Below are 25,050 nucleotides of genomic sequence, written 5' to 3'. Positions count from 1 at the left end.
TTGCTTGTGCAAAGAGAAAGTAACCAAAGAGAAAGCACACCCGGCATACGGGTCTGGCTTCGCCAGACTTCCCTCGCTCCGGCACTGTTCCGAGGGTCGTCACGGTGGGCCATCCCTGGCCCATCGTTCCTCGTTTGGCATCCATGCCAAACGCCCCTCTCCGCAGCACCTCCACTCGGCCTTCTGACGGGATTCGGGGATCGCGTTGTTTGGGCGATTTGTGGAAAGCAGAGCGAAAGGCAAAAGCGGAGCAAGAACAGAACATAACTGCCAACGCAGAAGCATCGCGGGCAAGCCCGCTCCTACGGGGTAGCGGCCAATTCGTAGGATGGGTTGAGCGCAGCGATACCCATCAACCAGGCCGTCACCCAACCGCATGGGTATCGCGCTGCTCCACCCATCCTACAAATCAAAAGCCAACTCGCTGCCACGCCGAACCAATCAGCTCGGGCCAGGACAAACGCCCCATCAGCAGGCCGAGCGGAATCGTTGTGGAAGGGAGCGAGCCGCATGGATGCGGCGAGAGGCGTAAAGGGCCAGGGACGGCCCTTGTACGCCGGCCCCTGGAGCAATGATGGAACGAGGGGAGTCGAGCGCAGCGAGACCCGGATGCAAGGGGCAAGACTTTTTGCTTACTTTTGGGGCGTCTGCCAAAAGTGAGCCGCCGTAAGGGCGGAACCGTTAGCCCAAACAACAAATAAGCGGCGCATATAAAGCCCCTTAAGAAGCCGCAACGCTCGCGGCTAAAGCTCCTCCCACGCACTCAAACAGCAAGTAGCCGGACAACCACCGTAATGATGGACAAATAACGCGCCACCCACCCTACTCGCGCGATAACTCCACGTTCGACATACGGCCACGGCAAGCCGCAAGGGCTTTACGTGCGGTGTCGCTAAACGGCAGCACGATCAGGCTGTAGAGCGTCAGGTAGCGGTGCGCGTCCTGCTCGGCGGTGCCGAAGGTCAGGCGCTCGGGTTGCGCCGTGGTGGTGTAGAGGGTGCCGAACAGCCAGTCCCAGACGGACAGGTTGGTGCCGAAGTTCTTGTGGTAATGGTGTGGCGCAGCGCTGTGATGAATCTGATGCTGCGCCGGGCTATTGAGCAGATGCTCCCAGCGCGGTCCAAACGACAGCCAGACATGGCTGTGGCGCAAGTTGGCCGCCAGGCAGTTGAAGATAAACACCAGGTAGGTCACGCCGAACAGGGTGTAGCGGCTGATTTCACCGCCGCACAGGTACCAGAAGCCCCCTGCATAGGCGCCCAGCAACAGGGTGGTGAACAGGCTGTCGGCGATTTTCTCCACGAAATGCACGCGGCTGGCCGTCAGCGGCACCAGCACCGGGGCGACATGGTGCACTTTGTGAAACTCCCACAGCCAGCGGGTGTGAAAGGCGCGGTGGGTCCAGTAGCTGGCGAAGTCGTTAAGCAGAAACACCCCCAGACCAAACAGCAGGCTCAGGCCAAGGTTCTCGCCCAGTTGCGGCCGGGCACCCCAGAGCTGGGTGAAAAACGCTTGATAGTCCGCTGAGCGCAGCACATAGGGATCCACCAGGCCAATGATCGGCACGATCAACAGCAGCTTGAGCAAAACGCGTACGAAGTAGTAGCGGTAATCCAGCAAGGCCGAGGGATGCAGGTACACCCGGCTACCGCCGACAAACTGCCAGAACGAGCGCGCCTCGGTCTGCCCCAACCGGCGCTGTCGGCGATACAGCAGGTAAGCGACGGCGTATGACAGACTAAGGAAGAACACGCCAATGCGCCCATTGAGGTCAAAAAACCCCTCGATCTGCTTGAGCACTGTGCTTAGCAGCGCACTCACCGGTTCGCAGATCAACAACCACTCCTCCACGCCCCACCCCCTCGATAAACAGCGGCGGCCATGATAAGAAAAAACCAATCATTAACACATGAGAGTTGTAGTCACACGACAGGTAACGCGAACAACCGCCTCAGCAGCCGAATAAGTGAGGCGGTTAGACAAGGGTAAGTCGCTACAGAACGGTCCAGGGTCAGACAGCCGGCGTCTGCCAGAGTTGTCCCATGCGCATTGCCACTCAAGGCGCTAAATCTTGACGCAGGCAAATAGCGCATTCCCCGACAGCCCATCCCAGGGAATAAGCTTCTGGTAGTCATGCTCAAACACATGCACGGCGAAGTACGGCTGCAACAGCGTCTGCAACTCAGTGAAGCCCACCGCCACCATCGGGTGCTCGTCGTGCCACACCAGGGTTTCACCGGCCGTGGCCTTTTCGATGCGCAGACGTAACACCTGCCGCTCGCCCTCGCCGGCGTAGTGCCAGCCGGAACTGAAGGTGAACTGGCCGTCCGCATACTGAGCGCTGTGTGCGGTAAACAGGCTGTTGTCGATTTTGCCCTTATCGACCACGTTAAAGCAGAACAGGCCATCGGTTGCCAGCGCCGCATGCACACTGGCGATGCAGGCTTTCAGCCGTTCGATGCCGGCGCTGTAATGGATGGAATAGAGCAAGCAGGTGATCAAATCCTGCGGTTCGTTGACGCTGAAGGCGCACATATCCTGCACCGCAAAGTGCGCCTGCGGGCAGCGAATCGCGGCCTTGTCCAGCATCGGCTGATTAATATCCAGGCCGCTGCTGGTGTAGCCGGCATCGATAAAATGGCGCACATGCGGCCCGGTGCCGCAGGCCAGATCGAGGTGGCGGCGGCCGGCGTTGCCGAACAGCTGCTGCAGTCGGTCGATACAGTGGCTTTGCGCCTGGTAGTCGATATCGGCGCACATCAGATCGTAATAATCAGACAGGTCGGTATAGAGGGCATTAATGGACATAGTGACCTGATGATAAGCGAGCGGCTTGGGCGGGGCGCGCATCATAGCCCAAGCCGGACCAGCCTCGTGCCGCGTCTGCCGGCTGGATGCGACGCAAGCCGATGCCAACACGCCCAGCCGAGGGCGCTACAATGCCGCCCACGCCGCCCGCCCAATCGCGCACGCCTGGAGCCCGACTGACGATGTTCACCCTTGTACACCTGAACACCCCGCCCCCCGAGTCACTGAAAAGCCAGGTGCTGCAGATGGTGGTGGACTACCTCAGCGACATCAGCCCGGTGTCGCTAACACCCAGCAACCCGCTGTATCAGCTGTACCAGTACGTGATCGGCTTCGAGATGCACCTGTACCTGCAGGCCATGGACAGCGCCATCGACAGCAGCGCGCAGTTGCTTTTGGCCCTGGACGATCTCGACCCGTCCCAGGTGCTGGGCTTTGCCCTGTACCTGCCCGCCCAGGATGACCCCGAGGCCTGCAGCCTGGCCTATATGGCCGTGCAGACCAGCCAGCGCCGGCGCGGGATTGCCCGCGCCCTGTTGCAGCAGATGATCAGCCGCCACCCGCACGCCGAACTGGCCTGCGTCGCCAGCAAGGTAGCGATCTTCGAGGCCATGGGTTTTCAGGTGCTGGCCGCGCAGGGGCCGCAGGTGCTGATGAATACCCGCACTTATCGCTCGAACGGCCTGCTGGCGGTACAGGACCTGGCGCCGATCTTCCACTCCAAGGAAGTCCAGCAGATCCACGCCTACCTGCTAAAGCAGCACGGCAAGCGGGCCATGAGCGATGCGGAGAAACAGCGCGACCGCCTGCTCGACCAGATGACCCAGCAGGCGCAGGCGCTGGTACGTGAGCGCCTGGCACAAGCGACCGTGCATTGAAGCAAACGCGGCGCCAAGCCGCAGCCATGCAATAACCGCAGTGGCGAGGGTCAATCAGGATGAGCATGAGCGGCGCTTGTTGATTGCAGCCTGGGACCGAGCCGCGCTCTTGGATAAATCATCGGGCTAGCGAACCCTGCAAGCGGCGCAGTATATTTATCGCCATGACATCAAAAAGCCACCCGCCCCACGACAAGCTGCTGGATCTGCTGCTGGACGTTGTCTGTGTAGTGGATAAACAAGGGCGCTTTCTCTCAGTCAGCGCGGCCAGCGAGCGGGTGTTTGGCTACCGGCCCGAAGAAATGCTTGGCCGCAGCGCCTTTGACATGATGCACCCCGACGACCGCGCCGCCAGCCGGGCACTGGTACAGCAGATTAATTCGGGGCAACCCTCGCATGACCACGAAAACCGTTATGTGCATAAAGACGGTCATATCGTGCATATCATGTGGTCTGCCCAATGGCTTGAGGCCGAGCAGGTGCGGGTGGGTGTGGCACGCGATATTACTGCGCGCAAGCGCGCCGAAGCGGTGCAAGCCGCCCTGTATGCGGTATCGCAGGCGGCTCACTCGATTGGCGACCTGCAAACACTCTATGGGCGAGTGCATGAGGTGATTGCTCAGTTGCTCCCCGCCAAGAATTTTTCTGTAGTGCTATACGACGCCGCAGATGACCAGCTCAGTTTTGCCTATCACGCCGATGAATTTGCAGCACCGCCGCCGCCCATACCGCTGTGCGGCGCGACTTTCTGCGCCGAGGTTATTCGCACCGGTAACGCCCTGCTGTTAACCCCTGAAACGGCTACGCAGCTGCTTGCACGGCATGGCGCAGTGGCCGGGCTGCATGCCCTGGACTGGCTGGGCGTACCGCTGATATCGGGCACCCAGACCATCGGCGTGCTGGTGCTGCAGAGCTATTGCGCGAGCGTGCACTACAGCGAACAGGACAAGGCGCTGCTGCAGTTTGTGGCCAGCCAGGTGGCGGCTGCGATAGAGCGTCAACGCACGCACTCGCGCCTGGAGTTTCTTGCGCAATACGACCACCTGACTGAGCTGCCAAACCGGGCGCTGTTCCTCGACCGATTGCGAACGGCGTTGCAAAGAGCGCAGAGAGACGCCTCACAGCTGGCGGTGCTGTACCTCGACATGGACCACTTCAAGCAGATCAACGACACCTGTGGTCACACCATAGGCGACCTGCTGCTGCGCGAGGTCGCTCAGCGCCTGCGCCAGTGCGTACGCGAGTCCGATACGGTTGGCCGCTTGGGCGGTGATGAATTCGCCGTGCTGTTGGACAGCATCAGCCAACAGGAAGATGCCACCCTGGTGGCCGAGAAAATTCTCGTCGCCCTCAGTGCCCCCTACTTATTGAATGGGCACACACTGCAGAGTGCGCCAAGCCTGGGGATCGCGGTATACCCTGAACATGGCCAGAGTGACTTGCACCTGATACGGCGCGCGGATGAAGCCATGTATGTGGCCAAACGCAGTGGCGGCAGGCGCTATGTGGTTGTCGAGGAAGCGATCAAGCAGTAGCGGGCGAGCACCACCTGGGTTGACTGGCGGCTTAGATTTTTTATCGGATTGATCGCCGCCCGTTCTGTTTTCACTGCCATGCAGTCGCATATGGGTCTTGGCGACACGCGACCGTCTTTATTCCCATCGCTCACCCGCGGCCAGCGTGCAGTGTTAAAGCGCGGCGCGCGGTTTGCTGCTGGCACGGTATCTGGCTAATTTCGCCTGGCAGAGCGCAAGGTAACCGCCACGGTAGTGCAGCCAAGGCCGCGCCTACCGTCTACGCCGGAGTACCGGGGGCTGCCCCCACCGATCAGCGGGGGCGTCAACAAGCGACAGGCTTACTCGGCCTGGGCCAGCAGCGTGCCGTTGTGATTAGGGCTCCACTGCGGCAGCAGCGTACCAATCAGCATACCGGCCATGCTGAACAGCAGGCCCGCCAGCTGTGGCGGCCAGAAGGCGGCTTCGCTCCAGCTGTATTCCAGGTAGATCCACGACAGCAGACCAAAGGCGATGGCCACCAGCGCGCCCTGGGTGGTTGCACGCTTCCAGAACAGCCCGGCAAACAACGGCACCACCGCCGCCACCAGAGTCACCTTGTAGGCGTTGCCGACCATCTCGTAGATGCTCGCATCCGAATACAGCGCGAAGCTCAGGGTGGCCGCCGCGCAGACCAGGATGGTGACGCGCATCAGCAGCAGGAACTGCTTGTCGTTAAGCACCGGCAGGAAGCGCTTGAGTACGTTCTCGGTCAGGGTCACCGACGGCGCCAGCAGGGTGCCGGAGGCGGTGGACATGATCGCCGAGAGCAGCGCGCCAAAGAACATGATCTGGGCGAACAGCGGGGTCTTTTCCAGGATCATCAGCGGCAGAATCATCTGCGAGTCTTCGGCCAGCCACTTCTGCACCAACGCCGGGTCGATCATCGAGGCGGCGTACACCAGAAACACCGGCAGCATGCAGAAGCCCAGGTAGAACACCGCACCGGCCATCGAGGCACGCGCGGCGATGTTCTCGCTCTTGGCCGACATCACGCGCTGGTACACGTCCTGCTGCGGGATGGAGCCGAGCATCATGGTCACGGCCGCGCCGATAAAGGCGACGATGTCCTTGGGCTCGAAGGCGTGCATCAAGGTGAATTTGCCTTCGCTGGCCGCCTTACTGATCACCAGGTCGGCGCCGCCGGCCATGTCGCTGAACAGCCAGACCAGATACACCAGGCCGACGACGATGATGATCATCTGGAAGAAGTCAGTCAGGGCAATCGACCACATGCCGCCGAACAGGGTGTACAGCAGCACGATAAAGGTGCCGAGGAACATGCCCTGGGTGGTGCTGATGCTGCCGTCGGAGATGACGTTGAACACCAGGCCCAGCGCGATCAGCTGCGCGGCGATCCAGCCCAGGTAGGACATGACGATGACCAGGCTGATGATCAGCTCGACCTGCGGGCCGAAGCGCTTCTTGAAGTAGTCACCGATGGTCAGCAGGTTCATCCGGTACAGCGGCCGGGCGATAAGCAGACCGACCAGAAACAGGCAACCGAAGGAGCCGAACGGGTCTTCGACGATGCCGGCAAAGCCTTCTTCGAGGAAGGTGGCGGGAATGCCCAGCACGGCCTCGGAACCAAACCAGGTGGCGAAGACCATGGCGGCGACGATGGGGAAGCCCATGCTACGACCACCAGAGGCGAAATCACGGGTGTTGTGCACCCGGGTGGAGGCATAGAAACCGATGGCGACAGTCACCAGCAAATAGAGCGCAACAAACCAGATCAGCATGCTTTTCCCGTTCCACAGACGTCAGCCCACCGCATGCATGGCCCGCGCAGGCTGCGCAGGACGGAACGATGGGCTACAGGTTTTTGTTATGACCATTGTTGACGGGTCGCTGCACGCGCCCGTTCAAGGTCGCGCAGTCTGGCAAATACGTAAAATATGTCAAACAAAAACAACGAAACGTCAGCAGATAATTCACAAAAAATCTTACGAGTCTCTGTAACAGGCTGTAATCGCTGTAAAAACCACCTATGCCGCGCCACTGACAGTTGCATATTTTTGACAGTAGACCAGTAAACGTCCTATCCAAAAGGCATAAAAAAACCAGGCACTGGGCCTGGCTTTTTCAACATCAAGCGTCGGTTCAGGCTGGCTTTGACTCCGCTTCCTTGACCCGGAACCAGGCCGCATACAGTGCCGGCAGGAACAGCAGGGTCAACGCGGTGGCGACGATCAGGCCGCCCATGATGGCCACGGCCATCGGCCCGAAGAACACACTGCGCGACAGCGGAATCATCGCCAGTACCGCCGCCAGGGCGGTCAGCACGATGGGCCGGAAACGCCGCACGGTGGCTTCGATAATCGCGTGCCAGCGGTCCATGCCGGCGGCGATGTCCTGCTCGATCTGGTCGACCAGAATCACCGAGTTGCGCATGATCATCCCCGACAGGGCGATGGTGCCGAGCATGGCGACGAAGCCGAACGGCTGACGGAAGATCAGCAGGAACAAGGTCACGCCGATCAGCCCCAGCGGCGCGGTGAGGAACACCATGGCCGAGCGCGAGAAGCTTTTCAGCTGCAGCATCAGCAGGGTCAGCACCACCACGATAAACAGCGGAATCCCGGCGTTGACTGACTTCTGCCCACGGCTGGAGTCTTCCACGGTGCCGCCAACGTCCAGCTGGTAGCCGTCCGGCAGTTGCGCACGGATCGGTTCGAGGGTTGGCAGGATCTGTTTGACCAGGCTGGCCGGCTGCTCCTTGCCATACACATCGGCGCGCACAGTGACGGTGGGCAGACGGTTACGGTGCCAGATGATGCCCTCCTCGAAGCCATACTCCAGGGTGGCAATCTGCGACAGCGGCACGCTGCGGCCATTGTCGGTGGGCACCGCCAGGCTCGGCAGCAGGCCGAGTTCCTGACGCTCACTCAGGGTGCCGCGCAACAGGATTTCGATCAGCTCGTTGCCTTCGCGGTACTGACTCACCGGCGCGCCGGTCAGCGAGCTTTGCAGGAAGCGCGAGAGGTCGGCGGTGCTGACGCCCAGGGCGCGGGCGCGTTCCTGGTCGATGTTCAGGCGCACCACCTTGCTCGGCTCTTCCCAGTCCAAATGCACGTTGCTCACATGGCTGTTCTCGCGCACCTTGTCGGCGACCTGACGGGCCAGCTGACGCACCTCGTCGATATGCTCGCCGGAAACGCGGAACTGCACCGGGTAACCCACGGGCGGGCCGTTTTCCAGACGCGAGATGCGCGTACGCAGGGTCGGGAACTCTTCACGCAACACGTCAATCAGCCAAGTGCGGATCTTCTCGCGGTCTTCGATGCTTTTCGCCAGGACCACGAACTGGGCAAAGCTGGCGGCCGGCAGTTGCTGGTCCAGCGGCAGGTAGAAACGCGGCGAGCCAGTGCCAACGTAGGCAACGAAGTTATCGATGCCTTCATGGCCGCTGAGCAGCTGTTCCAGACGCTTGGCCTGCTCTTCGGTGGCGGCCAGGGAGGCGCCTTCGCTGAGCTTGAGGTCGACCATCAGTTCCAGCCGACCAGATGCCGGGAAGAACTGCTGCGGCACTAAGCGGAACAGCAGGATGGAGCCGACAAACAGCGCAATAGTCAGCAGGATCACGGTTTTACGCCGACGTACGCACCATTCCACCGCCGTGCGCACGCGCCGGTAGAACGGTGTGCTGTAAGGGTCGTGGCCGCCGGCGCTGCCGCCATGCTTGGCCGCGTGCAGCTTGGCCAGGTCCGGCAGCAGTTTGGCGCCCAGGTACGGCACGAACACCACGGCAGCGATCCACGACACCAGCAGGGCAATGGCCACCACCTGGAAGATCGAGCGGGTGTATTCGCCAGTGCCGGACTGCGCAGTGGCAATCGGCAGGAAGCCGGCGGCGGTAATCAGGGTGCCGGTGAGCATCGGGAAGGCCGTACTGGTCCAGGCATAACTGGCCGCTTTGATGCGGTCATAGCCCTGCTCCATCTTGATCGCCATCATCTCCACGGCAATGATCGCGTCATCCACCATCAGGCCCAGCGCCAGCACCAGGGCGCCGAGGGAAATCTTGTGCAGGCCAATGCCGAGGTAGTACATGGCGGCAAAGGTCATCGCCAGCACCAGCGGAATCGACAGCGCCACCACCAGGCCGGTGCGCAGGCCAAGGGAGAAGAAGCTCACCAGCAGCACGATGATCACCGCTTCGGTGAGCACGCGGACGAACTCGCCGACGCCGGTTTTCACCGCTGCCGGCTGGTCGGAGACCTTGTTCAGCTGCATGCCGGCCGGCAGGGTTTCCTGCAGGCGGGCGAACTCGCCTTCCAGCGCCTGACCGAGGACCAGAATGTCGCCACCCGGCTTCATCGATACGGCCAAGCCAATGGCGTCTTCACCCATATAGCGCATGCGCGGTGCGGGTGGATCATTGAAGCCGCGCTTGACCTCGGCCACATCGGCGATGCGGAAGGTGCGCTCGGCCACACGAATCGGGAAGTTGCGGATTTCCTCAACCGTCTCGAAACGACCGGTGACGCGCAGTTGCACGCGATCCGAGGCGGTTTCGAAGAAGCCGGCGGCAGCCACCGCGTTCTGCTCTTCCAGCGCCTGCTGCACGGCGGCCAGCGGCAGGCCGAGGGTAGCCAGCTTGGTGTTGGACAGCTCGATCCACACCTTCTCGTCCTGCAGACCGAGCAGGTCAACCTTGCCGACGTCCTTGACCCGCTGCAGCTGCAGCTGGACGCGGTCGGCGTAATCCTTGAGCACCGCGTAATCGAAGCCTTCGCCGGTCAGCGCGTAGATATTGCCGAAGGTGGTACCGAATTCATCGTTGTAGAACGGCCCCTGAATGCCCTGGGGCAAGGTGTGGCGAATATCGCTGACCTTTTTGCGCACCTGATAGAACAGCTCGGGAATGTCGGCAGAATGCATCGAATCGCGGGCGATAAAGGTCACCTGGGACTCACCCGGGCGCGAGAACGAGACGATCTTGTCGTAGTCGCCGGTCTCCATCAGCTTCTTTTCAATGCGTTCGGTGACCTGGCGCGAGACCTCTTCGGCGCTCGCCCCTGGCCAGTTGGTGCGCACCACCATGGCCTTGAAGGTAAAGGGTGGGTCTTCGCTCTGGCCCAGTTTGGTATAGGAAATAGCCCCGACCACAGCCAGCAACAGCATGAGATACAGGACGATCTGGCGGTTGCGCAGCGCCCAGGCGGATAGGTTGAAATCCATCGGGCTTACTCCTCGACCGTCAGGGCGGCCTTGGCCATCAGCTGCACCGCCCGGTTGTCGCGGTCAACCGGGCGCACCTGCTGGCCTTCACGCAATACCTGACCACCGGCCGCCACCACCCAATCGGAGGCGCTCAGGCCTTCGAGCACCGGCACGGTTTTCTCGCCGTAGGCACCGATGCGCACGTCGGTGCGTTTGAGGGTGGAATCCTTCGGGTCGACCACCCAGACGTAGGGCTGGCCCTTCTCCGCCGTCACGGCCGACAGCGGCACGGCCAGCGGCACCTCGCCGTTGTGGGCGATAAATACCCGGGCGCTTTGGCCCAGTTCGGCCGGCACCTTACCTTCCACGAAGGCCACGCGGGCGGCGAAGGTGCGCGATTGTGGATCGGCCGATGGCGACATCTCGCGAATACGCCCCGGGAAACGTTGATCCGGCTGCGACCACAGTTCAACCGCGACATCCTGACCGACCTTGAAGCGCTCGAAGGCTTGCTCCGGCAGGTTGATCAACACTTCCCGCTCGCCATCGGCTGCCAGGGTGAATACGGTTTGCCCAGCGGCCACCACCTGGCCGACTTCAACCATCCGCCGCGCCACCACACCATCCTGCGAAGCACGCAGCACGGCGTAACCGGCCTGGTTATTGGCCACGTTGAATTCGGCGCGCACCTGTTTCAGGCGCGCTTCACCGGAGCGGTAGGTGTTTTCGGCATTGTCGTACTGCGAGCGGCTGACCAGGTTGCGCGCCAGCAGGGTCTTGTAGCGGTCACGCTCGGCGCGCACCAGCTGCAGGTTGGCCTCGGCCGCCGCCACCTGGGCGCGGATGGCTTCCAGCTGCAGGCGCACGTCCTGCGGGTCCAGCTCGGCCAGGGGCTGATCCTTCTTCACCCGCGCGCCGACATCGACCAGGCGCTTGGCCACCTTGCCAGCGATACGGAACGCCAGCTCCGGCTCCAGGCGTGCGCGGACTTCACCCGGGTAGGCATCCATCAGGTCGCCAGCCAGTTGTGGCTGCACCACCATCGCCGGGCGCACGGCAACCTTGGCGGGCTCGCCATTGCCGCAAGCGCCAAGCAACAGGATAAGACTGACAGGCAACGCAACAGACAGTGCATGACGAAACATGATGACTAACCTTTGTGGAGGCTTTTGAATAATTAAACTGACAGGTATAGTAAAAATAGCAAACTCACTAGTCCAGTATTAAAAACGACCAATGCCAAACAAAGTGTTGCCACCCAGCGGCCCCGGTCGCCCCAAAGACCTGGCCAAACGCAAAGCCATTCTGGAAGCGGCGAAGACCCTCTTCCTCAGCAATGGTTATGACGGTAGCAGCATGGATGCAATTGCCGCGGAAGCCGGGGTCTCCAAGCTCACGGTGTACAGCCATTTCACCGATAAGGAGAAGCTGTTCGCTGAAGCGGTAAAGTCCAAATGCGAGGAGCAATTGCCGGAACTGCTGTTCGAGCTGAACGACGAAGTGCCAGTGGCGCAGCTGCTGCTGAATATCGGCCGGGGCTTCAATGAGCTGATCAACAGCCGTGAGTCAGTGGAGCTGCACCGGGTGATGGTGAGCCTGGCGGCGCAGGACTCCAAACTCTCGCGGATGTTCTACGAAGCCGGCCCACAGCGCGTGCTGCACGGCATGGAAGAGCTGCTGCGCCGCGCCGACCAGAGCGGCAAGCTGCGCGTGCCCGACCCGCTAAGCGCGGCGGATCAGTTTTTCTGCCTGATCAAGGGCGGCGCCAACTTCCGCCTGCTGATCGGCTGCGGTGAAGCGCTGCAGGGCGCCGCAGCCGAAGCCCATGTGCGCGACGCGGTCGAGGTATTTCTGCGCGCCTTCCGCGCCGAGTAGCGCCGGCGTTACTCGCTGGCGGCTTGTAGTTTCTTCTTCGGGAAGATGTCGTAGCGACTGGACTTGCCCTCCAGGGCATAGCCCGGCTTGGCACCGTCAATCAGCGGCGCCTTGCGCGGGCGCTTGACCACCACCCGATGGCTGGCCAGGTTCAGCGCCGCTTCCAGCAGCGCCGGTGCGTCCAGGTCATCACCGACAAAGGGGCGGAACAGGCGCATCTCTTTCTTCACCAGCGCGCTCTTGTCACGGTGCGGGAACATCGGGTCGAGGTAGATCACCTGCGGCGGCTCGCCCTGCCAGGCGCGCATCAGCTCGATGGCGTTGCCGTTAAGCAGCTGCATCTGCGCGGCAATCGGCGCCACATCTCGGTCCAGCGCCGCGCGCGCGAGGCCATCTTCCAGCAGCGCGGCAATCAGCGGCTGACGCTCGATCAAGGTCATGCGGCAACCCAGGCTGGCCAGCACAAAGGCATCACGCCCCAGGCCAGCCGTGGCATCCAGCACAGTCGGGCGTACCCCGGCCTGCACGCCCACCGCCTTGGCGATCATCTGCCCACTGCCACCACCGAACAACCGGCGATGCGCCACCGCGCCTTCGACAAAATCCACTTTCACCGGCCCCGGCGCCTGCGGACCCAGTTCCACCAGCTGCAAGCCACCCTCGCCCAGCTGCAGGGCAAACTCGCTGTCGCCTTCCAGCGGCAAACCCAGGCGCGCGGCCCAGGTTTCAGCCGCCATCTGCAAATGGGGAGCCAGGGCCTGCATACGAATTCTGGCTATTAGCCGCTCATCACTCATCAGAAAATGTGCTCAAAAATCACTCAAATGACTACAAAAGCAGCCGATAACCAGCCTGAGCGGCATTTTGCCAGACCCGGCAGCTTCCAGCCGCACCGAGTTCGCCATGTTCGATGTGATTTCCGCTCCACGCAGCGTCGCGCCATCGGCCGCCAACAGCAGTTCGATCAGCGAAACGCTGGAGGATGGCAAGCGCGCCTCGCTGGATTACCAGATTCTGCGGCGCACCCTGATACCCGATGAGGTGGACGCCAAAGCGCCAGCCAGACCGCCGCAAACGCCCAGCGAACCGCCCGCCGTCACCGCCCAGGCCAGCGATTTTCAGGAGCTGGCCGCCCAGCGCGAGCTGGAATTGAACGTCACTATCAACGCCGAGCCACAGAAAACCGACCCGCTGGTGCTCGACCTGGCCGGCAACGGCTTCAGCACCAGCGGCCTCAACCGCTCGGTACGTTTTGACCTGGATGCCGACGGCAAGCTCGAGCAGATCAGCGTACCCACCGGTGACGACGCCCTGCTCGCCTATGACCGCAACGGCAACGGCCGCATCGACGATGGCCGCGAACTGTTCGGCGACCAGAACGGCGCGACCAACGGCTTTGCCGAACTGCGCAAGTACGATGACAACGGCGATGGGCGCATCGACAAGCAGGATGCGATCTTCGAACGCCTGAGCCTGCTGCGCTTCGACGCCCAGGGCCGGCAATCCAGCCAGTCCCTGAGCCAGGCCGGCGTCAGCGCCATCGACCTGCAAGCGCGCGACGTGCAGATTGCCCTGGGCGCCTACGACGAAATCGCCCAACTCGGCCGCTTCGAGTTCGCCGACGGCCGCAGTGGTCAGGCGGCCGATCTGTTGTTGGCGCAGCGTTAAAGCAAGCCCAGTTGCTCGGCTTTAGGCTCGACCACCCACTCAGGCAAAGCGGCCAACCCGGGCAGGCGCCGCATCAACTGCTGATGAAAGCGTTGCGCCAGCTGCGGAGCCAGGCGGTTGTCCGCGGTGTGCAGAAAAACGTAGGGCGTGCGGCCCTCTTCGATCCAACCCGCCACCTTGTCCAGCCAGGGCGCCATAAACGGATCATTGGCCAGCAACTCGGGATGGCCAATAAAGCGCAGCTGCGGTGATTGGCTAAAGGCGGTGGGCCGCAACGGCAGACGCGGTTTCTTGGTCTGTGCATGCAACACCGCTGGCGCACTGGATACACAACTGAACAGCGCCCGCGAATCCAGACAGATGCGCTCGATACCACGGCCAAGCAGCAGGCGATTAAGGCTGCGCTCCTCCTCAGCCTTGGCAAAGAACGCCGGATGACGCACCTCGACGGCTAGCTCCTCGGCCTGCCAGGGCTCGATAAACGCGGCCAATTCCGCCAAACGCTGCGGGCCAAAACTAGCCGGCAACTGCAGCCAGAACGGCGCCACCCGCTTACCCAGCGGTGCCAGCAAGCGGCGGAAATTCTCGGCCGCACTCAATTGGTCACGCAGGTCGCCGTTATGGCTGATCTGGCGCGGCAGCTTGGCACAAAAGCGCAGATGCACCGGCATGCGTTCGGCCCAGCGCGCCACGGTCTGGACAGAAGGCGGCGCATAGAAGGTGGTGTTGCCCTCAACGGCGTTGAACACCTGGGCATACAGCGGCAGCAAGTCGGCGCTGCGACTGCCCTGCGGATACAAGACACCGCGCCAGGCGGGCTCGCTCCATGACGGGCAACCGAGGTAGTAAGGCAGCATTGACTAGGCGTAGAGATCGAGGCCAAGCACCTGCTGGGCATCCGTCTCGCTGGCGAAACTGGCGGTGGAGCTGTAGCTGGCCAACGCCTGGGCGGCGCGGTTGTTCAGTGGCGGCTGGTACAGCTGGTCTTGCAGGCGCGATGGCAGACTGTCGCTGCTGGGATTGCTGGCTTCGACCTTGCGCGCCTGGGCAACGGACTCGAAGCCCTGAGTGCTGGCGGGTGATGCGGGCTGCTCACGACGCTCCTCAACCTCGCGCTGCGCTTCGCGAAATGGCGTAACCGCAGAGCCCGGGCGGGCACTGCGGTCTGGCGAGTAAGAGGAGGTAAAACCGTCGATACGCATCAGTTACTGCTCGGCTTGCTTAGCCAACGATGGACACAAGTGATGGCAATCTAGCCGGCGCAGACCGGCTTGGCAATCAAGCCCGCTGCTACGCGGCAATATGCGCGACAGAAGGTGCGCCGATTCCCGGCGGTTTAGACGGAAGCCTTGGGCGTGGCCACCTGATCACGCAGATAAACCGGCTGCGCTAGGTCGGCGTCCAGCGCCTCACCACGGGCCCAGGCAAAGCGCGCCAGGCTGAGCAGGTCTTCGGCGTGCGGCAGCATGGCGGCATCCTGCCCCGTTACAGCAACCGGAATACGCGCAGCAAAGGTGCCCCAGCCAGTACCGGCGGCAAACCAGTCGCCGCTGGCATCGCCCGGCAGACAGGCACGCTCCGGTGGCAATACGGCCTCGACGCCGACCAGACGCATTTCGCCCTGCTCGGCGCGGTAGCAGCCCCAGTAGACTTCATCCATACGCGCATCGATGGCCGCTGCCACCTGCTGCGCGCCGTGCTCGCGCAAGCTGCGCTGCGCCAACACGGCCAGGTTGGACACCGGCAACACCGGACGCTCCAGGGCAAACGCCAATCCCTGCACCACGCCGATGGCAATCCGCACACCGGTAAAAGCGCCCGGGCCACGTCCAAAGGCAATCGCGTCGAGCGCCGACAGCGGCACATCAGCATCGGCCAGCAGCTGCTTGATCATCGGCAACAGACGCTGGGCATGCAGACGCGGAATCACTTCGTAATGGCTGAGTACCTGGCCGTTATGCAGCAGGGCAACGGAACAGGCTTCGGTGGCGGTATCCAGGGCCAGGAGAGTGGTCATTGCATTCGGACAGGTGACGAAATGGACCGGCATTAAAACGGCTTGAGGTTTTTTTTTCCAGCGCAATCACTTTCGCCTACCGGACAGCAAGCACGCGCCGGGCCAGCACGGCCCGGCGCAGCATCAGCCAACAGCAGCTTTTACCAGGCCTCGATAACGGTCTTGGCGTCCCAGCCCTGCAAGGGCGCTTTAGACCAGGTGCCATAGCTAGCGTTGGGGAAGACGATCCACTCGCTGCCCCATTTGCCTGCCTCAGCAGCGACGGTGGCGCGCTGATCGGCCAACGGCGTCTTGCGGAAACGTCCATCGAAGTCATGCAGCGTATCGCCCAGCAGCAGCACGATCTGCTGATCGGCGCTGACGATGGCGCGGCGCTCGACCTTGGGTGGCCCCAGCAGCAGCACGCTTTCTTCAGAGATCTGTGGCAGTCCCAGCTTGCTCAGGGTGGCCAGGGTGTACTTCTTCTGCTCATCGGCGCGGTCCGAGATATAGCGAATGGTCACGCCAAGCTTATCGGCGTGCTCAAGAAATTGCTTCGCCCCCGGAATCAGCGCCGGGGTGCCGTCGCGCTCCCAGGGCAGCCAGGTGTCCCAGGCGTCATAGCTGTGACAGTTGGCCAGGTCCCGCGCCAGCAAGGCGCTGTTATCGATAACGGTTTCATCCAGGTCGGTGACGATGGCCAGCTTGGACGGATCTTTCGCCGCCGCCACGGCCGCATCCAGTTTCAGGGTGGCGATGTTGTAGGCCTGCAACTGTAGGGCCTGGACTTCTGCCGATTGCTGCTGGAAGCGCAGGCCCATGGTGAACTCGGCAACGCTACAGTCGGTCTTGGGCTTCGCCTGGGTATCGGCGAAGGTCGCAGGACTGCCCACCAGCGCTAACGCAAGGCCCAACCAGATGGCACTCTTTGCTGTTTTCTCGGTCATTGAACGCGCTCTCTTCCTTAGTAAGGGTTAAGGCTTAACGTCTATGACCATCTCGTCGTGGTATAGACCAGAAGCGATGCTAGCCTAGGCGAGCAAGGTTACTGTTCTATGAACGACGCTCAGCGAGTCCAGCGCGCCAACCGCAGAAACGCCAACGGCCCGCAAAAGCGGGCCGTTGGTTGACTGCAGCAGGGCTTAACTGAGGGCAGCGAGCACCTTGGCAGTGATCTCGTCCACCGAGCCGACACCGGCGATGGCGCTGTACTTCGGCGCGCCGTCAGCGGCTGCGAGCTTCTGGTAGAAGTCCACCAGCGGCTTGGTCTGCGAGTGATAGACCGACAGACGATGACGCACGGTCTCTTCCTTGTCGTCGTCACGCTGGATCAGCGCTTCGCCAGTCTCGTCATCAAAACCAGCGACTTTCGGCGGATTGTGCTCGGTGTGGTAGACGCGACCCGATGCCGGGTGCACACGGCGACCGGCGATACGGCCGACGATTTCTTCGTCATCAACGGCGATTTCGACCACGTTGTCGATCACCACGCCGGCTTGCTTGAGGGCTTCAGCCTGCGGAATGGTGCGCGGGAAGCCATCGAAGAGGAAACCATTGGCGCAATCGGCTTGGGCGATACGCTCCTTGACCAGATTGATGATCAGGTCATCGGAGACCAGGCCGCCGCTGTCCATCACGCTTTTGGCAACCAGGCCCAGTTCGGTGCCGGCCTTGACCGCAGCACGCAGCATGTCACCGGTGGAGATTTGCGGAATACCAAATTTCTTGGTGATGAAACCAGCTTGGGTACCTTTACCGGCACCGGGCGCCCCCAGCAAAATCACGCGCATCGATGTGCTCCTCAAGATTTAAGTAAAAATCGTCGGACTCGCCTCGTGGGGCCAATCTCAAAAGTGTTCAAGCAGCGCTGCCAAACTGGGCCAGAGTGCCGAAAGGCCGCTCAAGATACACAGCGCACCCATAGCGCACAAGCCACCTAAAGTCGGATACGCCAGCGACCACCGCTAAAATGTAGTGCACGGCAAAGCGCACTACATCCGCACCACCTAAGGCACCGCCAAGCCTGCACAGCGCAGCTAACCCGTATTACGCAGGCCGGCGGCAATGCCCGCCACACTGACCAGCAAGGCCTGCTCCAGAGGGCTGTCAGCCTGATTGTCGCGCAGCCGCGAGCGCGCCAGCAGTTCGGCCTGGAGCAGGTGCAGTGGGTCCAGGTAGGTGTTGCGCACACTGATCGACTCCAGGGTTTCCGGGCTGTGCGCCAGCAGCTGCGACTGGCCGGTCAAACCCAGCACTGCGGCTGTCGCCTGCGACAATAGGCCGCGCAGATGCTCGCCCAACGGGCGCAGGCCCGGCTCAACCAAACGCTCGTCATACAGCTGGGCAATGGACTCGTCCGCCTTGGCCAGCACCATCTCGAGCATATCGATACGGGTGCGGAAGAATGGCCAGTGTTCGCGCATCTGCCCGAGCAGCTCGCCTTCGCCGCGCTGCAAGGCGTTGTCCAGCGCTGCCTCCCAACCCAGCCAGGCCGGCAGCATCAGGCGTGTCTGGGTCCAGGCGAAAATCCACGGAATCGCCCGCAGGCTCTCCACCCCGCCTTCACGACGCTTGGCCGGGCGGCTGCCCAATGGCAGACGACCCAGTTCCTGCTCCGGCGTGGCCTGGCGGAAATAGTCGACGAATTGCGGATGCTCGCGCACCACCGCGCGGTAGGCGCTGACGCCGTCGCTGGCCAGTTTGTCCATCAACTCGCGCCAGGCCGGTTCCGGACTGGGCGGGGGCAGCAAGGTGGCTTCGAGTACCGCCGCCAGGTACAGATTGAGGTTCTGCTCGGCGATATCCGGCAGGCCGAATTTGAAACGAATCATTTCACCCTGCTCGGTGGTGCGAAAACGCCCCGCTACCGAGCCGGGCGGCTGCGACAGAATCGCCGCGTGCGCCGGGCCGCCGCCGCGCCCCACCGTGCCGCCGCGGCCGTGAAACAGCAGCAGCTCGACATCCTGCTTACGGCACACCTGCACCAGCGCTTCTTGGGCGCGGTACTGTGCCCAGGCCGCCGCCGTGGTGCCGGCATCCTTGGCCGAATCGGAATAGCCGATCATCACTTCCTGCGGCCCGTGTAGACGCGCGCGGTAGCCATGCAGCGCCAGCAGCCGGCTGATCACCGGGCCGGCGTTGTCCAAGTCATTAAGGGTCTCGAACAGCGGCACCACGCGCATCGGCCGCTGCAACCCGGCCTCTTTGAGCAGCAGTTGCACCGCCAGCACATCCGAGGCGGCGCCCGCCATGGAAATCACGTAGGAACCCAGGGATGCGGCCGGCGCGCTAGCGACTTCGCGGCAGGTGGCCAGCACTTCCTCGGTTTCGCCGCTGGGCTTGAAATGCGCCGGCAACAAGGGCCGGCGGTTGTCCAGCTCGGCCAGCAGGAACGCCAGGCGCGCCTCTTCATCCCAATCGATGTAACGGCCCAGGCCGAGGTAATCGGTGATTTCACTCATGGCAGCGGCATGCCGGCTGGAGTCCTGACGCACATCCAGACGCACCAGAAACAGGCCAAAGGTCGCCGCGCGGCGCAGGCAATCGAGCAGCGGGCCATCGGCGATCACGCCCATGCCGCAGTCATGCAGCGACTGGTAGCACAGGGTCAGCGGCTCGAGCAGCTCGCGGTTGTCCTGCAGCACCGCTGCGGGCACTGGAATCTGCTCACTCAGCGCAGCCTGGGCCCAGCTGCGGGTAGCGCGCAAACGCTCACGCAGCTGCTTGAGCAGGCTGCGATAAGGTTCGGCACTCGCCCCCACCCGTGCCAACAGCGCCGGGCCGGCCTGCTGCATGGACAGCTCGGCGGCCAGTTGATCCACATCGCGCAGGTACAGATCCGCCGCCATCCAGCGCGCCAACAACAGCACTTCGCGGGTCACGCTGGCGGTGACATTCGGATTGCCGTCACGGTCACCGCCCATCCAGGAGGCGAAGCGAATCGGCGCCGCATCCAACGGCAGGTGCAACCCGGTGGCACAGTGCAGCACCTGATCGGCCTTGCGTAACACATTGGGGATGGCCTGCCAGAGCGAATGCTCGATCACCGCAAAGCCCCATTTCGCCTCATCCACCGGGCTGGGCCGGCTGCGGCGAATTTCCTCGGTGTGCCAGGCTTCGGCAATCAGCCGTTGCAGGCGCTGTTTGACCTGCTCACGTTCGGCCGCCGAGAGATCGCTATGGTCGCCGGCCGCCAGCTGCTCGGCCATCGCATCGTATTTCTGAATCAACGTGCGCCGCGCCACCTCGGTGGGGTGCGCGGTCAGCACCAGCTCGATATCCAGGCGGCCAAACTGGCGGGCCAGGGCCTCGCCCTGGTGGCCATTGCTGGATAGCCGCTGCAGCAGATCGGCGAGAATATTGTCTTCAAACGGCTGCGCCTCACCCGGCGCGCGGCGGCGTACGCGGTGGTATTGCTCGGCGATATTGGCCAGGTTGAGAAACTGGTTGAAGGCCCGCGCCACCGGCAGCAGCTCGTCATCCTCTAGCTGGTTCAGGGTTGCACTGAGTTGCTCCGCACCCTCCTGCGAACCGCGGCGCGAGGCCTTGGCGCCCTTGCGAATGCGCTCGATCTTGTCGAGAAAGGCTACGCCATGTTGCACGCTGATGGTGTTACCCAGTAGTTCGCCGAGCTGGTGGACGTCCTCGCGCAGCCGCGCGTCGATTTCTGCCATGAGTCTTGCCTCCGCTGATCCTGCCTCCAGAGTGCCCAGCGCGCCAACTTCTTACAAGGGCGCGACGCAGCGACCGCGCAATTGCCCGCAGCGGGCTAGGCTTAAGTTTAAGGCGCTATGCGCAGCATGGAACCACGAGGTGGTTATGAAGATTCGTGAGCTTGTTCGGCACTGGCAGGAAAATTCCCGGGGGAGCCTGACCCGCACGCCCTACCAGATTCATCTGGACCTGGAAGCCGCCGCACGTTTGGCGGCGCTGCAGGAGATGTACCCCAAACACCATATAGAGGAGTTGCTCGGCGAATTGCTCGGGGCCGCACTGGAGGAGCTGGAAGCCGGCATGCCCTATGTAAAGGGCAGCAAGGTGGTGGCCACCGACGAGCAGGGTGACCCACTCTATGAAGACATCGGCCTGACCCCGCGCTTTCTGGCGCTGTCACGCAAGCACTTGCAACTCTTGAACGAGCAGCAAAGCAGCTGCGAGCACTGAGCCAAAGGCACGCCGCTATTGGCCGCCCAGGCTTTCGGTGCAGCGCACGGCCTGTTTGCGCTGGTCCACCAACACGCCACTGAGGCCTTTCTGCTCAAGGTCAAACAGCACCAGCACGCCATCGATGCACTGCGCCACCTGGCCGGCCGGCTTCAGCGAAACCTTGTAGTCCTCACCCGGCACGCTCTTGAGCATGGTGAACTCGGACAGCAGCAAGGCATCTTCCGGCTTGGCGATATGCAGGTAGCCGTAATAGCCGAGCACCGCCACCGTGGCGCAGATGCTGCCGATGCCGGTAAGGATCAGCGGGATGGGGTTTATTTCACTCATAACAGGCTCTCAAAACTCACAGTTAGCAGGCTAAGCACAGGCGGCGCAGCTTGCCGCAAACACTCGCGCCTGCACAGACCCAGATTGCCGCATCATTTGCCGCCGGCGCGCACTTCTTCGCGGGCCTTGAACGTCGCTGCATAGATACGCTCGGCCAGACGCGAGAACGGCAGGCTCTGCACCCATACCGTGCCAGTGCCCTTGAGGGTGGCCAGGAGGATGCCCTCGCCGCCGAACAGCATGCTTTTCAGGCCGCCGGCCAGGGCGATGTCGTAGTCAATGCCGCTGCTGAAAGCCACCAGGCAACCGGTGTCCAGGCGCAGCGTCGCGTTGTTCAGCTCCTTGCGAATCACCGTGCCACCGGCATGCACAAAGGCCAGACCGTCGCCTTCGAGCTTTTGCAGGATAAACCCTTCACCGCCGAAGAACCCGGCGCCCAGGCGCTTGTTAAAGCTGATGCCGACCGCGGTGCCAAAAGCCGCGCAGAGAAAGGCGTCCTTCTGGCAGATCAGCGTGCCGCCATGTTCCGCCAGCTGAATCGGTACCACGGTGCCAGGGTACGGCGCAGCAAAGGCCACTCGCGCCGGAGTTTTGCCGGCATTGGAAAAGTGCGTCATAAACAGCGATTCACCGGTCAGCATGCGCTTACCCATGCCCCACAATTTACCCAGCACACCCGTGGCCGCGCCATCGCCCATACGCGTTTCAAAGCGGATGCCGTCAGTCATGTAATTCATCACGCCGGCTTCGGCGATCACCGTTTCGCCCGGATCGAGAATGATCTCCACGCTCTGCGCGGAAGCGCCGAAGATTTCGTAGTCGAGTTGATGGCTGGGCATGGGGAGCTCCTGGCAATGCGGGAAAATCGCCCCGGATTGCATCCGGGCTACGGTTAACCTACTGAACGGCTAGGAGCGTCCCGAGCGAAGGTCAGGCAAGGCGCGCACGATCTGAAAAAGCGGAGTTTACGGCTGTAAATGAGCATTTTTCAGGTCGTGCGCAACGCTGCATGGCCGAGCGCAGTAGCTCCTAGAGGATATTGGCGTAGTCGGCTTCGATCCGATCAAGACTCAGGTGATTGAGGAAGTTGGAGAAGCACATCCAGGCCGACAGCGAGTTGAGGTCGCTGAACTGCGGCGGCAGGTACTTGGGCGCGACGATCAGCCCCTCATCCACCAACTGGCGCAGGGTGCGCATGTCTTCCAGGGTGGTTTTGCCGCAAAACAGCAGGGGGATCTGCTCCAGCTTGCCTTTGCGCACGGCCAGGTGGATGTAGTTGTAAATCATGATAAAGCCCTTCAGGTAGGACAGGTCCTTGGTGAAAGGCAGGCCGTTGGGGGTGGAGCCACGAAACACCCGATTGGCGTTGCTGTAGCTGTCTTCCTGACTGAAACCCTGCTCGCGGTAAAAATCGAATACCTGCAGAAAATCGGCGCCCTCTTCGGCCATATGAATGGCGCGGGTGCGGTTGGTCAATTTGCGCAAACGGGTTGGGTAAGAGGCAAAGGTGATCACCTCCATCAGGATCGCCAGGCCTTCCTGGGTTACCGTGGACGAGGGCGGGCCCTTGGATAAAAAGGTGCATACCGGCTGGTTCAGGCCATTGAGGGTGGTGGCCACATGCACCAGGCCCTCGTGTACTTCCAGCGCGCGCACATCGCGTTCGTTAAACATCGCGTCGCTGCGAATCTTGATGTAGTCGGCGCCAGCGGCGGCATCGGCAAGAATACCGTCGGACTCGAACACCCGGATGGTGCCCTCCTCCTCGCCAAATACCTTGTTCAGGCGGTGTTGCAGCAGGTTGACCGCCTCTTTGGCGGTCAGGGTCTTGGCGTCGTCCTTGAGGTCGCCACGCTTGTCGATGTTGTTGAGGAAGTCGGAAAACATCAGGCCCAGGTCAGCCAGGGTCGGGTCGCCAGCATGGAAGGCGTCGGAAGCGGCGCCATAGAGTTCCTGGCTGATCAGGCCGAAATCTTCGGTGCCGCGTGCTTCGAGCATGCGAATGACCATGCGGTACTCACGGCACATGCGCCGCATGATCTGCCCGACCGGGTTGAACTGGCCGAGCTGACGGGTGATGTCGCGCTCGATATTCTGGAATTCCAGCTTCTTCGCCGGCGCATCGAAGGGCAGCGGCCGGTTGGCGTAGTAGGCTTGGTCGACGGCGGGCAGCTTCTTGCCCTTGTGCTTGAGAAACTCACTGCGGATCGAGTCGTCCCACTTCACCGCATCCAGCACGCGAATCGGCGTTTGCGCATCGACCAGGCGGTCGGACAGCGCGCGCACGATCAACTGATAATCGTCCAACTCGGTATGACTGTTCATGCTTTCCTCACCACAAGCTGCTAGTCACCCGCCCGCTGATAACGCGCGACTTCAATAAATACATCCGAATTGGCCTGGTCGTCGAGGTAGCCGAACACCTGCTCCAGCGGGCTGCTGATCAACACACCAGCGCCTTCAGCACCGTCGATCACCTCGCCCTGTAACACGCCCTGCTCCAGCTCCTGAAGAATCCGGTCGACATCCAGGTTGTAGATCACCAGCTCATTGCTGCTGGTCAGTTCGAAACCGGCGATGGCGAAGTTCGCCCCCAGGCTTTTCGGCAAACCGGCCGAGAGGTACCAGCGGCGGCCATGGTGGGCCACGGTAAAGCCGTATTCTTCAACGCTGTCGAGGTTATCCGGGTTGTCCACATAGGTCCGGGCCTTGTACAGGTTGGAGCCGGCACGGGTGATTTGCAGATACAGCTGCTCGCCCCACTCATTCTTGCGCGACCACTCGCCAAGCAGGGGAATCGGGGCTGCTTCATTGGCAGGAATCGGGTCCTTAAAGGTCACCAGACAGCCACTAAGCAACAGGAAGGACACGGCAAGCAGCGCGCGCCAGGCTTTCATTCAGCTCTCCTTGTGAACGGATTGAGCGGGCTATAGCCCGAGTACAAGATGCATATAACGTTTAAGCATGGCCAACATCTCTTCACTGTCCAGATGATCGACACCATCGAGCAGGCCTTGATACTCCATGCGCAGAATAATCGCCGTCAAGAGCTTGGCATCCTGCTCCGCCTGTTGTGAGCCCAGTACTTCAAAGAAGTGCGTCACACCCTGCAGCAAAATCTGCCGATGGGCGCGCAACAGCCCGTGCAGGCGTGGGTTAAGCAAGGCCTCCTGCTGAAAGGCCTGCTCGGCCAGCAGGTGTTCACGGCGGGTCAGTAATTGCTGGCGCACATATTCCACCGCCAACCGGGCGATTTCATTGGCCAGACGCCGACGCGCTTCGGCGCTGCCATCCAGGCGGCTGACCTGCTCACGCAACAACCCTTCGGTACTGCTCCAGAACTGCCCCATGTGCGCCGCGCTGCGCTCAACGAACTGGGCGAAGGTATCGGTAATCAGGTCGTTGATGTCTTTGAAGTAATAGGTGGTCGCCGACAACGGCACTTCGGCCTCGGCGGCTACCGCGCGGTGGCGCACGGCGCGTACGCCTTCACGCACGATAATGCGCATGGTGGCATCGAGAATGGCCTGGCGACGCTGTTCACTGCCCTGACGGCTGGCTTTGCGGCCCTGGTACTGCACGCTCTCGGCAACGGCGTTGGCCACCAGGGTGG

General features: G+C 62.1%; 22 protein-coding genes. 5 read left to right on the top strand and 17 right to left on the bottom strand.

What is annotated here, in order from left to right; all coding sequences use genetic code 11:
* Nucleotides 1-822: 822 nt before the first annotated feature.
* Both WA145_RS16410 and WA145_RS16405 read right to left on the bottom strand, forming a co-directional pair.
* Nucleotides 823-1,839: a sterol desaturase family protein gene (locus WA145_RS16410; protein ID WP_422582589.1), complete on the bottom strand. Its 1,017-nt coding sequence runs from the start codon at nt 1,837-1,839 to the stop codon at nt 823-825.
* A 225-nt stretch (nt 1,840-2,064) separates the two neighbouring features.
* The gene (locus WA145_RS16405) at nt 2,065-2,808 is read right to left on the bottom strand and encodes a class I SAM-dependent DNA methyltransferase (protein WP_422582588.1); all 744 of its coding nucleotides are present in this window, start codon (nt 2,806-2,808) and stop codon (nt 2,065-2,067) included.
* Nucleotides 2,809-2,990: 182 nt separating this feature from the next.
* On the opposite strand from WA145_RS16405, the gene WA145_RS16400 reads away from it, so the two are divergent.
* Both WA145_RS16400 and WA145_RS16395 read left to right on the top strand, forming a co-directional pair.
* Entirely contained in the window at nt 2,991-3,686 is a 696-nt protein-coding gene (locus WA145_RS16400) for a GNAT family N-acetyltransferase (RefSeq protein WP_422582587.1), read from the top strand.
* A gap of 164 nt (nt 3,687-3,850) precedes the next feature.
* Nucleotides 3,851-5,221 (top strand): diguanylate cyclase domain-containing protein, encoded by a 1,371-nt coding sequence (locus WA145_RS16395; protein ID WP_422582586.1) that lies wholly within the window; start codon nt 3,851-3,853, stop codon nt 5,219-5,221.
* A 320-nt stretch (nt 5,222-5,541) separates the two neighbouring features.
* On the opposite strand, the gene WA145_RS16390 is transcribed toward WA145_RS16395, so the two are convergent.
* From WA145_RS16390 to WA145_RS16380, 3 genes are all read right to left on the bottom strand, one after another.
* Nucleotides 5,542-6,981, bottom strand: coding sequence for a sodium:solute symporter family protein (locus tag WA145_RS16390; RefSeq protein WP_422582585.1), 1,440 nt, complete (start codon nt 6,979-6,981; stop codon nt 5,542-5,544).
* 361 nt (nt 6,982-7,342) lie between these two features.
* Nucleotides 7,343-10,423 carry an efflux RND transporter permease subunit gene (locus tag WA145_RS16385; protein WP_422582584.1) on the bottom strand — a complete coding sequence of 1,027 codons (3,081 nt, stop codon included), beginning with the start codon at nt 10,421-10,423 and terminating at the stop codon, nt 7,343-7,345.
* Nucleotides 10,424-10,428: 5 nt separating this feature from the next.
* Nucleotides 10,429-11,550, bottom strand: a complete 1,122-nt coding sequence (locus tag WA145_RS16380; protein WP_422582583.1) for an efflux RND transporter periplasmic adaptor subunit — start codon at nt 11,548-11,550, stop codon at nt 10,429-10,431.
* A gap of 91 nt (nt 11,551-11,641) precedes the next feature.
* Between WA145_RS16380 and WA145_RS16375 the strand changes: the two genes are divergently transcribed.
* The gene (locus WA145_RS16375; protein ID WP_422582582.1) at nt 11,642-12,280 is read left to right on the top strand and encodes a TetR/AcrR family transcriptional regulator; all 639 of its coding nucleotides are present in this window, start codon (nt 11,642-11,644) and stop codon (nt 12,278-12,280) included.
* Nucleotides 12,281-12,288: 8 nt separating this feature from the next.
* Here WA145_RS16375 and WA145_RS16370 read toward each other — a convergent pair whose 3' ends face one another.
* Nucleotides 12,289-13,077 (bottom strand): class I SAM-dependent methyltransferase, encoded by a 789-nt coding sequence (locus tag WA145_RS16370; RefSeq protein WP_422582581.1) that lies wholly within the window; start codon nt 13,075-13,077, stop codon nt 12,289-12,291.
* A 67-nt stretch (nt 13,078-13,144) separates the two neighbouring features.
* Between WA145_RS16370 and WA145_RS16365 the strand changes: the two genes are divergently transcribed.
* A complete protein-coding gene (locus WA145_RS16365; protein ID WP_422582580.1) occupies nt 13,145-13,948 on the top strand; it encodes a hypothetical protein in 804 nt (267 codons plus the stop codon).
* Here the strand turns inward: WA145_RS16365 and WA145_RS16360 are convergent.
* The 6 genes from WA145_RS16360 to ppc all read right to left on the bottom strand — a co-directional run bounded on the left by WA145_RS16360 (nt 13,945) and on the right by ppc (nt 20,617).
* A complete protein-coding gene (locus WA145_RS16360) occupies nt 13,945-14,805 on the bottom strand; it encodes a DUF72 domain-containing protein (RefSeq protein ID WP_422582579.1) in 861 nt (286 codons plus the stop codon). The two genes, WA145_RS16365 and WA145_RS16360, sit on opposite strands and share 4 nt — an antisense overlap.
* 3 nt (nt 14,806-14,808) lie before the next feature.
* Complete coding sequence (locus tag WA145_RS16355) at nt 14,809-15,150, bottom strand: hypothetical protein (protein WP_422582578.1); 342 nt, start codon at nt 15,148-15,150, stop codon at nt 14,809-14,811.
* 134 nt (nt 15,151-15,284) lie between these two features.
* Entirely contained in the window at nt 15,285-15,965 is a 681-nt protein-coding gene (gene tsaB, locus WA145_RS16350; protein WP_422582577.1) for a tRNA (adenosine(37)-N6)-threonylcarbamoyltransferase complex dimerization subunit type 1 TsaB, read from the bottom strand.
* A 140-nt stretch (nt 15,966-16,105) separates the two neighbouring features.
* On the bottom strand, nt 16,106-16,891 hold the full coding sequence (locus WA145_RS16345) for a 5'-nucleotidase, lipoprotein e(P4) family (protein WP_422582576.1): 786 nt from the start codon (nt 16,889-16,891) through the stop codon (nt 16,106-16,108).
* A 195-nt stretch (nt 16,892-17,086) separates the two neighbouring features.
* Nucleotides 17,087-17,734 (bottom strand): adenylate kinase, encoded by a 648-nt coding sequence (adk, locus tag WA145_RS16340; RefSeq protein ID WP_422582575.1) that lies wholly within the window; start codon nt 17,732-17,734, stop codon nt 17,087-17,089.
* A 246-nt stretch (nt 17,735-17,980) separates the two neighbouring features.
* Entirely contained in the window at nt 17,981-20,617 is a 2,637-nt protein-coding gene (gene ppc / locus WA145_RS16335; protein WP_422582574.1) for a phosphoenolpyruvate carboxylase, read from the bottom strand.
* A 145-nt stretch (nt 20,618-20,762) separates the two neighbouring features.
* Here ppc and WA145_RS16330 point away from each other — a divergent pair, with 145 nt between their 5' ends.
* The gene (locus tag WA145_RS16330; RefSeq protein ID WP_422582573.1) at nt 20,763-21,107 is read left to right on the top strand and encodes a pilin assembly protein; all 345 of its coding nucleotides are present in this window, start codon (nt 20,763-20,765) and stop codon (nt 21,105-21,107) included.
* Between the two features lie 15 nt (nt 21,108-21,122).
* Here WA145_RS16330 and WA145_RS16325 read toward each other — a convergent pair whose 3' ends face one another.
* From WA145_RS16325 to WA145_RS16305, 5 genes are all read right to left on the bottom strand, one after another.
* On the bottom strand, nt 21,123-21,437 hold the full coding sequence (locus WA145_RS16325; RefSeq protein ID WP_422582572.1) for a hypothetical protein: 315 nt from the start codon (nt 21,435-21,437) through the stop codon (nt 21,123-21,125).
* Nucleotides 21,438-21,529: 92 nt separating this feature from the next.
* Complete coding sequence (locus WA145_RS16320; protein ID WP_422582571.1) at nt 21,530-22,276, bottom strand: TIGR00266 family protein; 747 nt, start codon at nt 22,274-22,276, stop codon at nt 21,530-21,532.
* Between the two features lie 190 nt (nt 22,277-22,466).
* Complete coding sequence (locus WA145_RS16315) at nt 22,467-23,762, bottom strand: flavohemoglobin expression-modulating QEGLA motif protein (protein ID WP_422582570.1); 1,296 nt, start codon at nt 23,760-23,762, stop codon at nt 22,467-22,469.
* A gap of 20 nt (nt 23,763-23,782) precedes the next feature.
* A complete protein-coding gene (locus WA145_RS16310) occupies nt 23,783-24,334 on the bottom strand; it encodes a hypothetical protein (protein WP_422582569.1) in 552 nt (183 codons plus the stop codon).
* A 30-nt stretch (nt 24,335-24,364) separates the two neighbouring features.
* Complete coding sequence (locus WA145_RS16305) at nt 24,365-25,045, bottom strand: TetR/AcrR family transcriptional regulator (RefSeq protein WP_422582590.1); 681 nt, start codon at nt 25,043-25,045, stop codon at nt 24,365-24,367.
* Between the last annotated feature and the right edge of the window lie 5 nt (nt 25,046-25,050).

The organism is Pseudomonas sp., assembly GCF_049301935.1.
Taxonomy (GTDB): Bacteria; Pseudomonadota; Gammaproteobacteria; order Pseudomonadales; family Pseudomonadaceae; genus Aquipseudomonas.
Note: the sequence above shows the minus strand (reverse complement) of the source record. Positions and strands in the feature narration are given on the sequence as shown.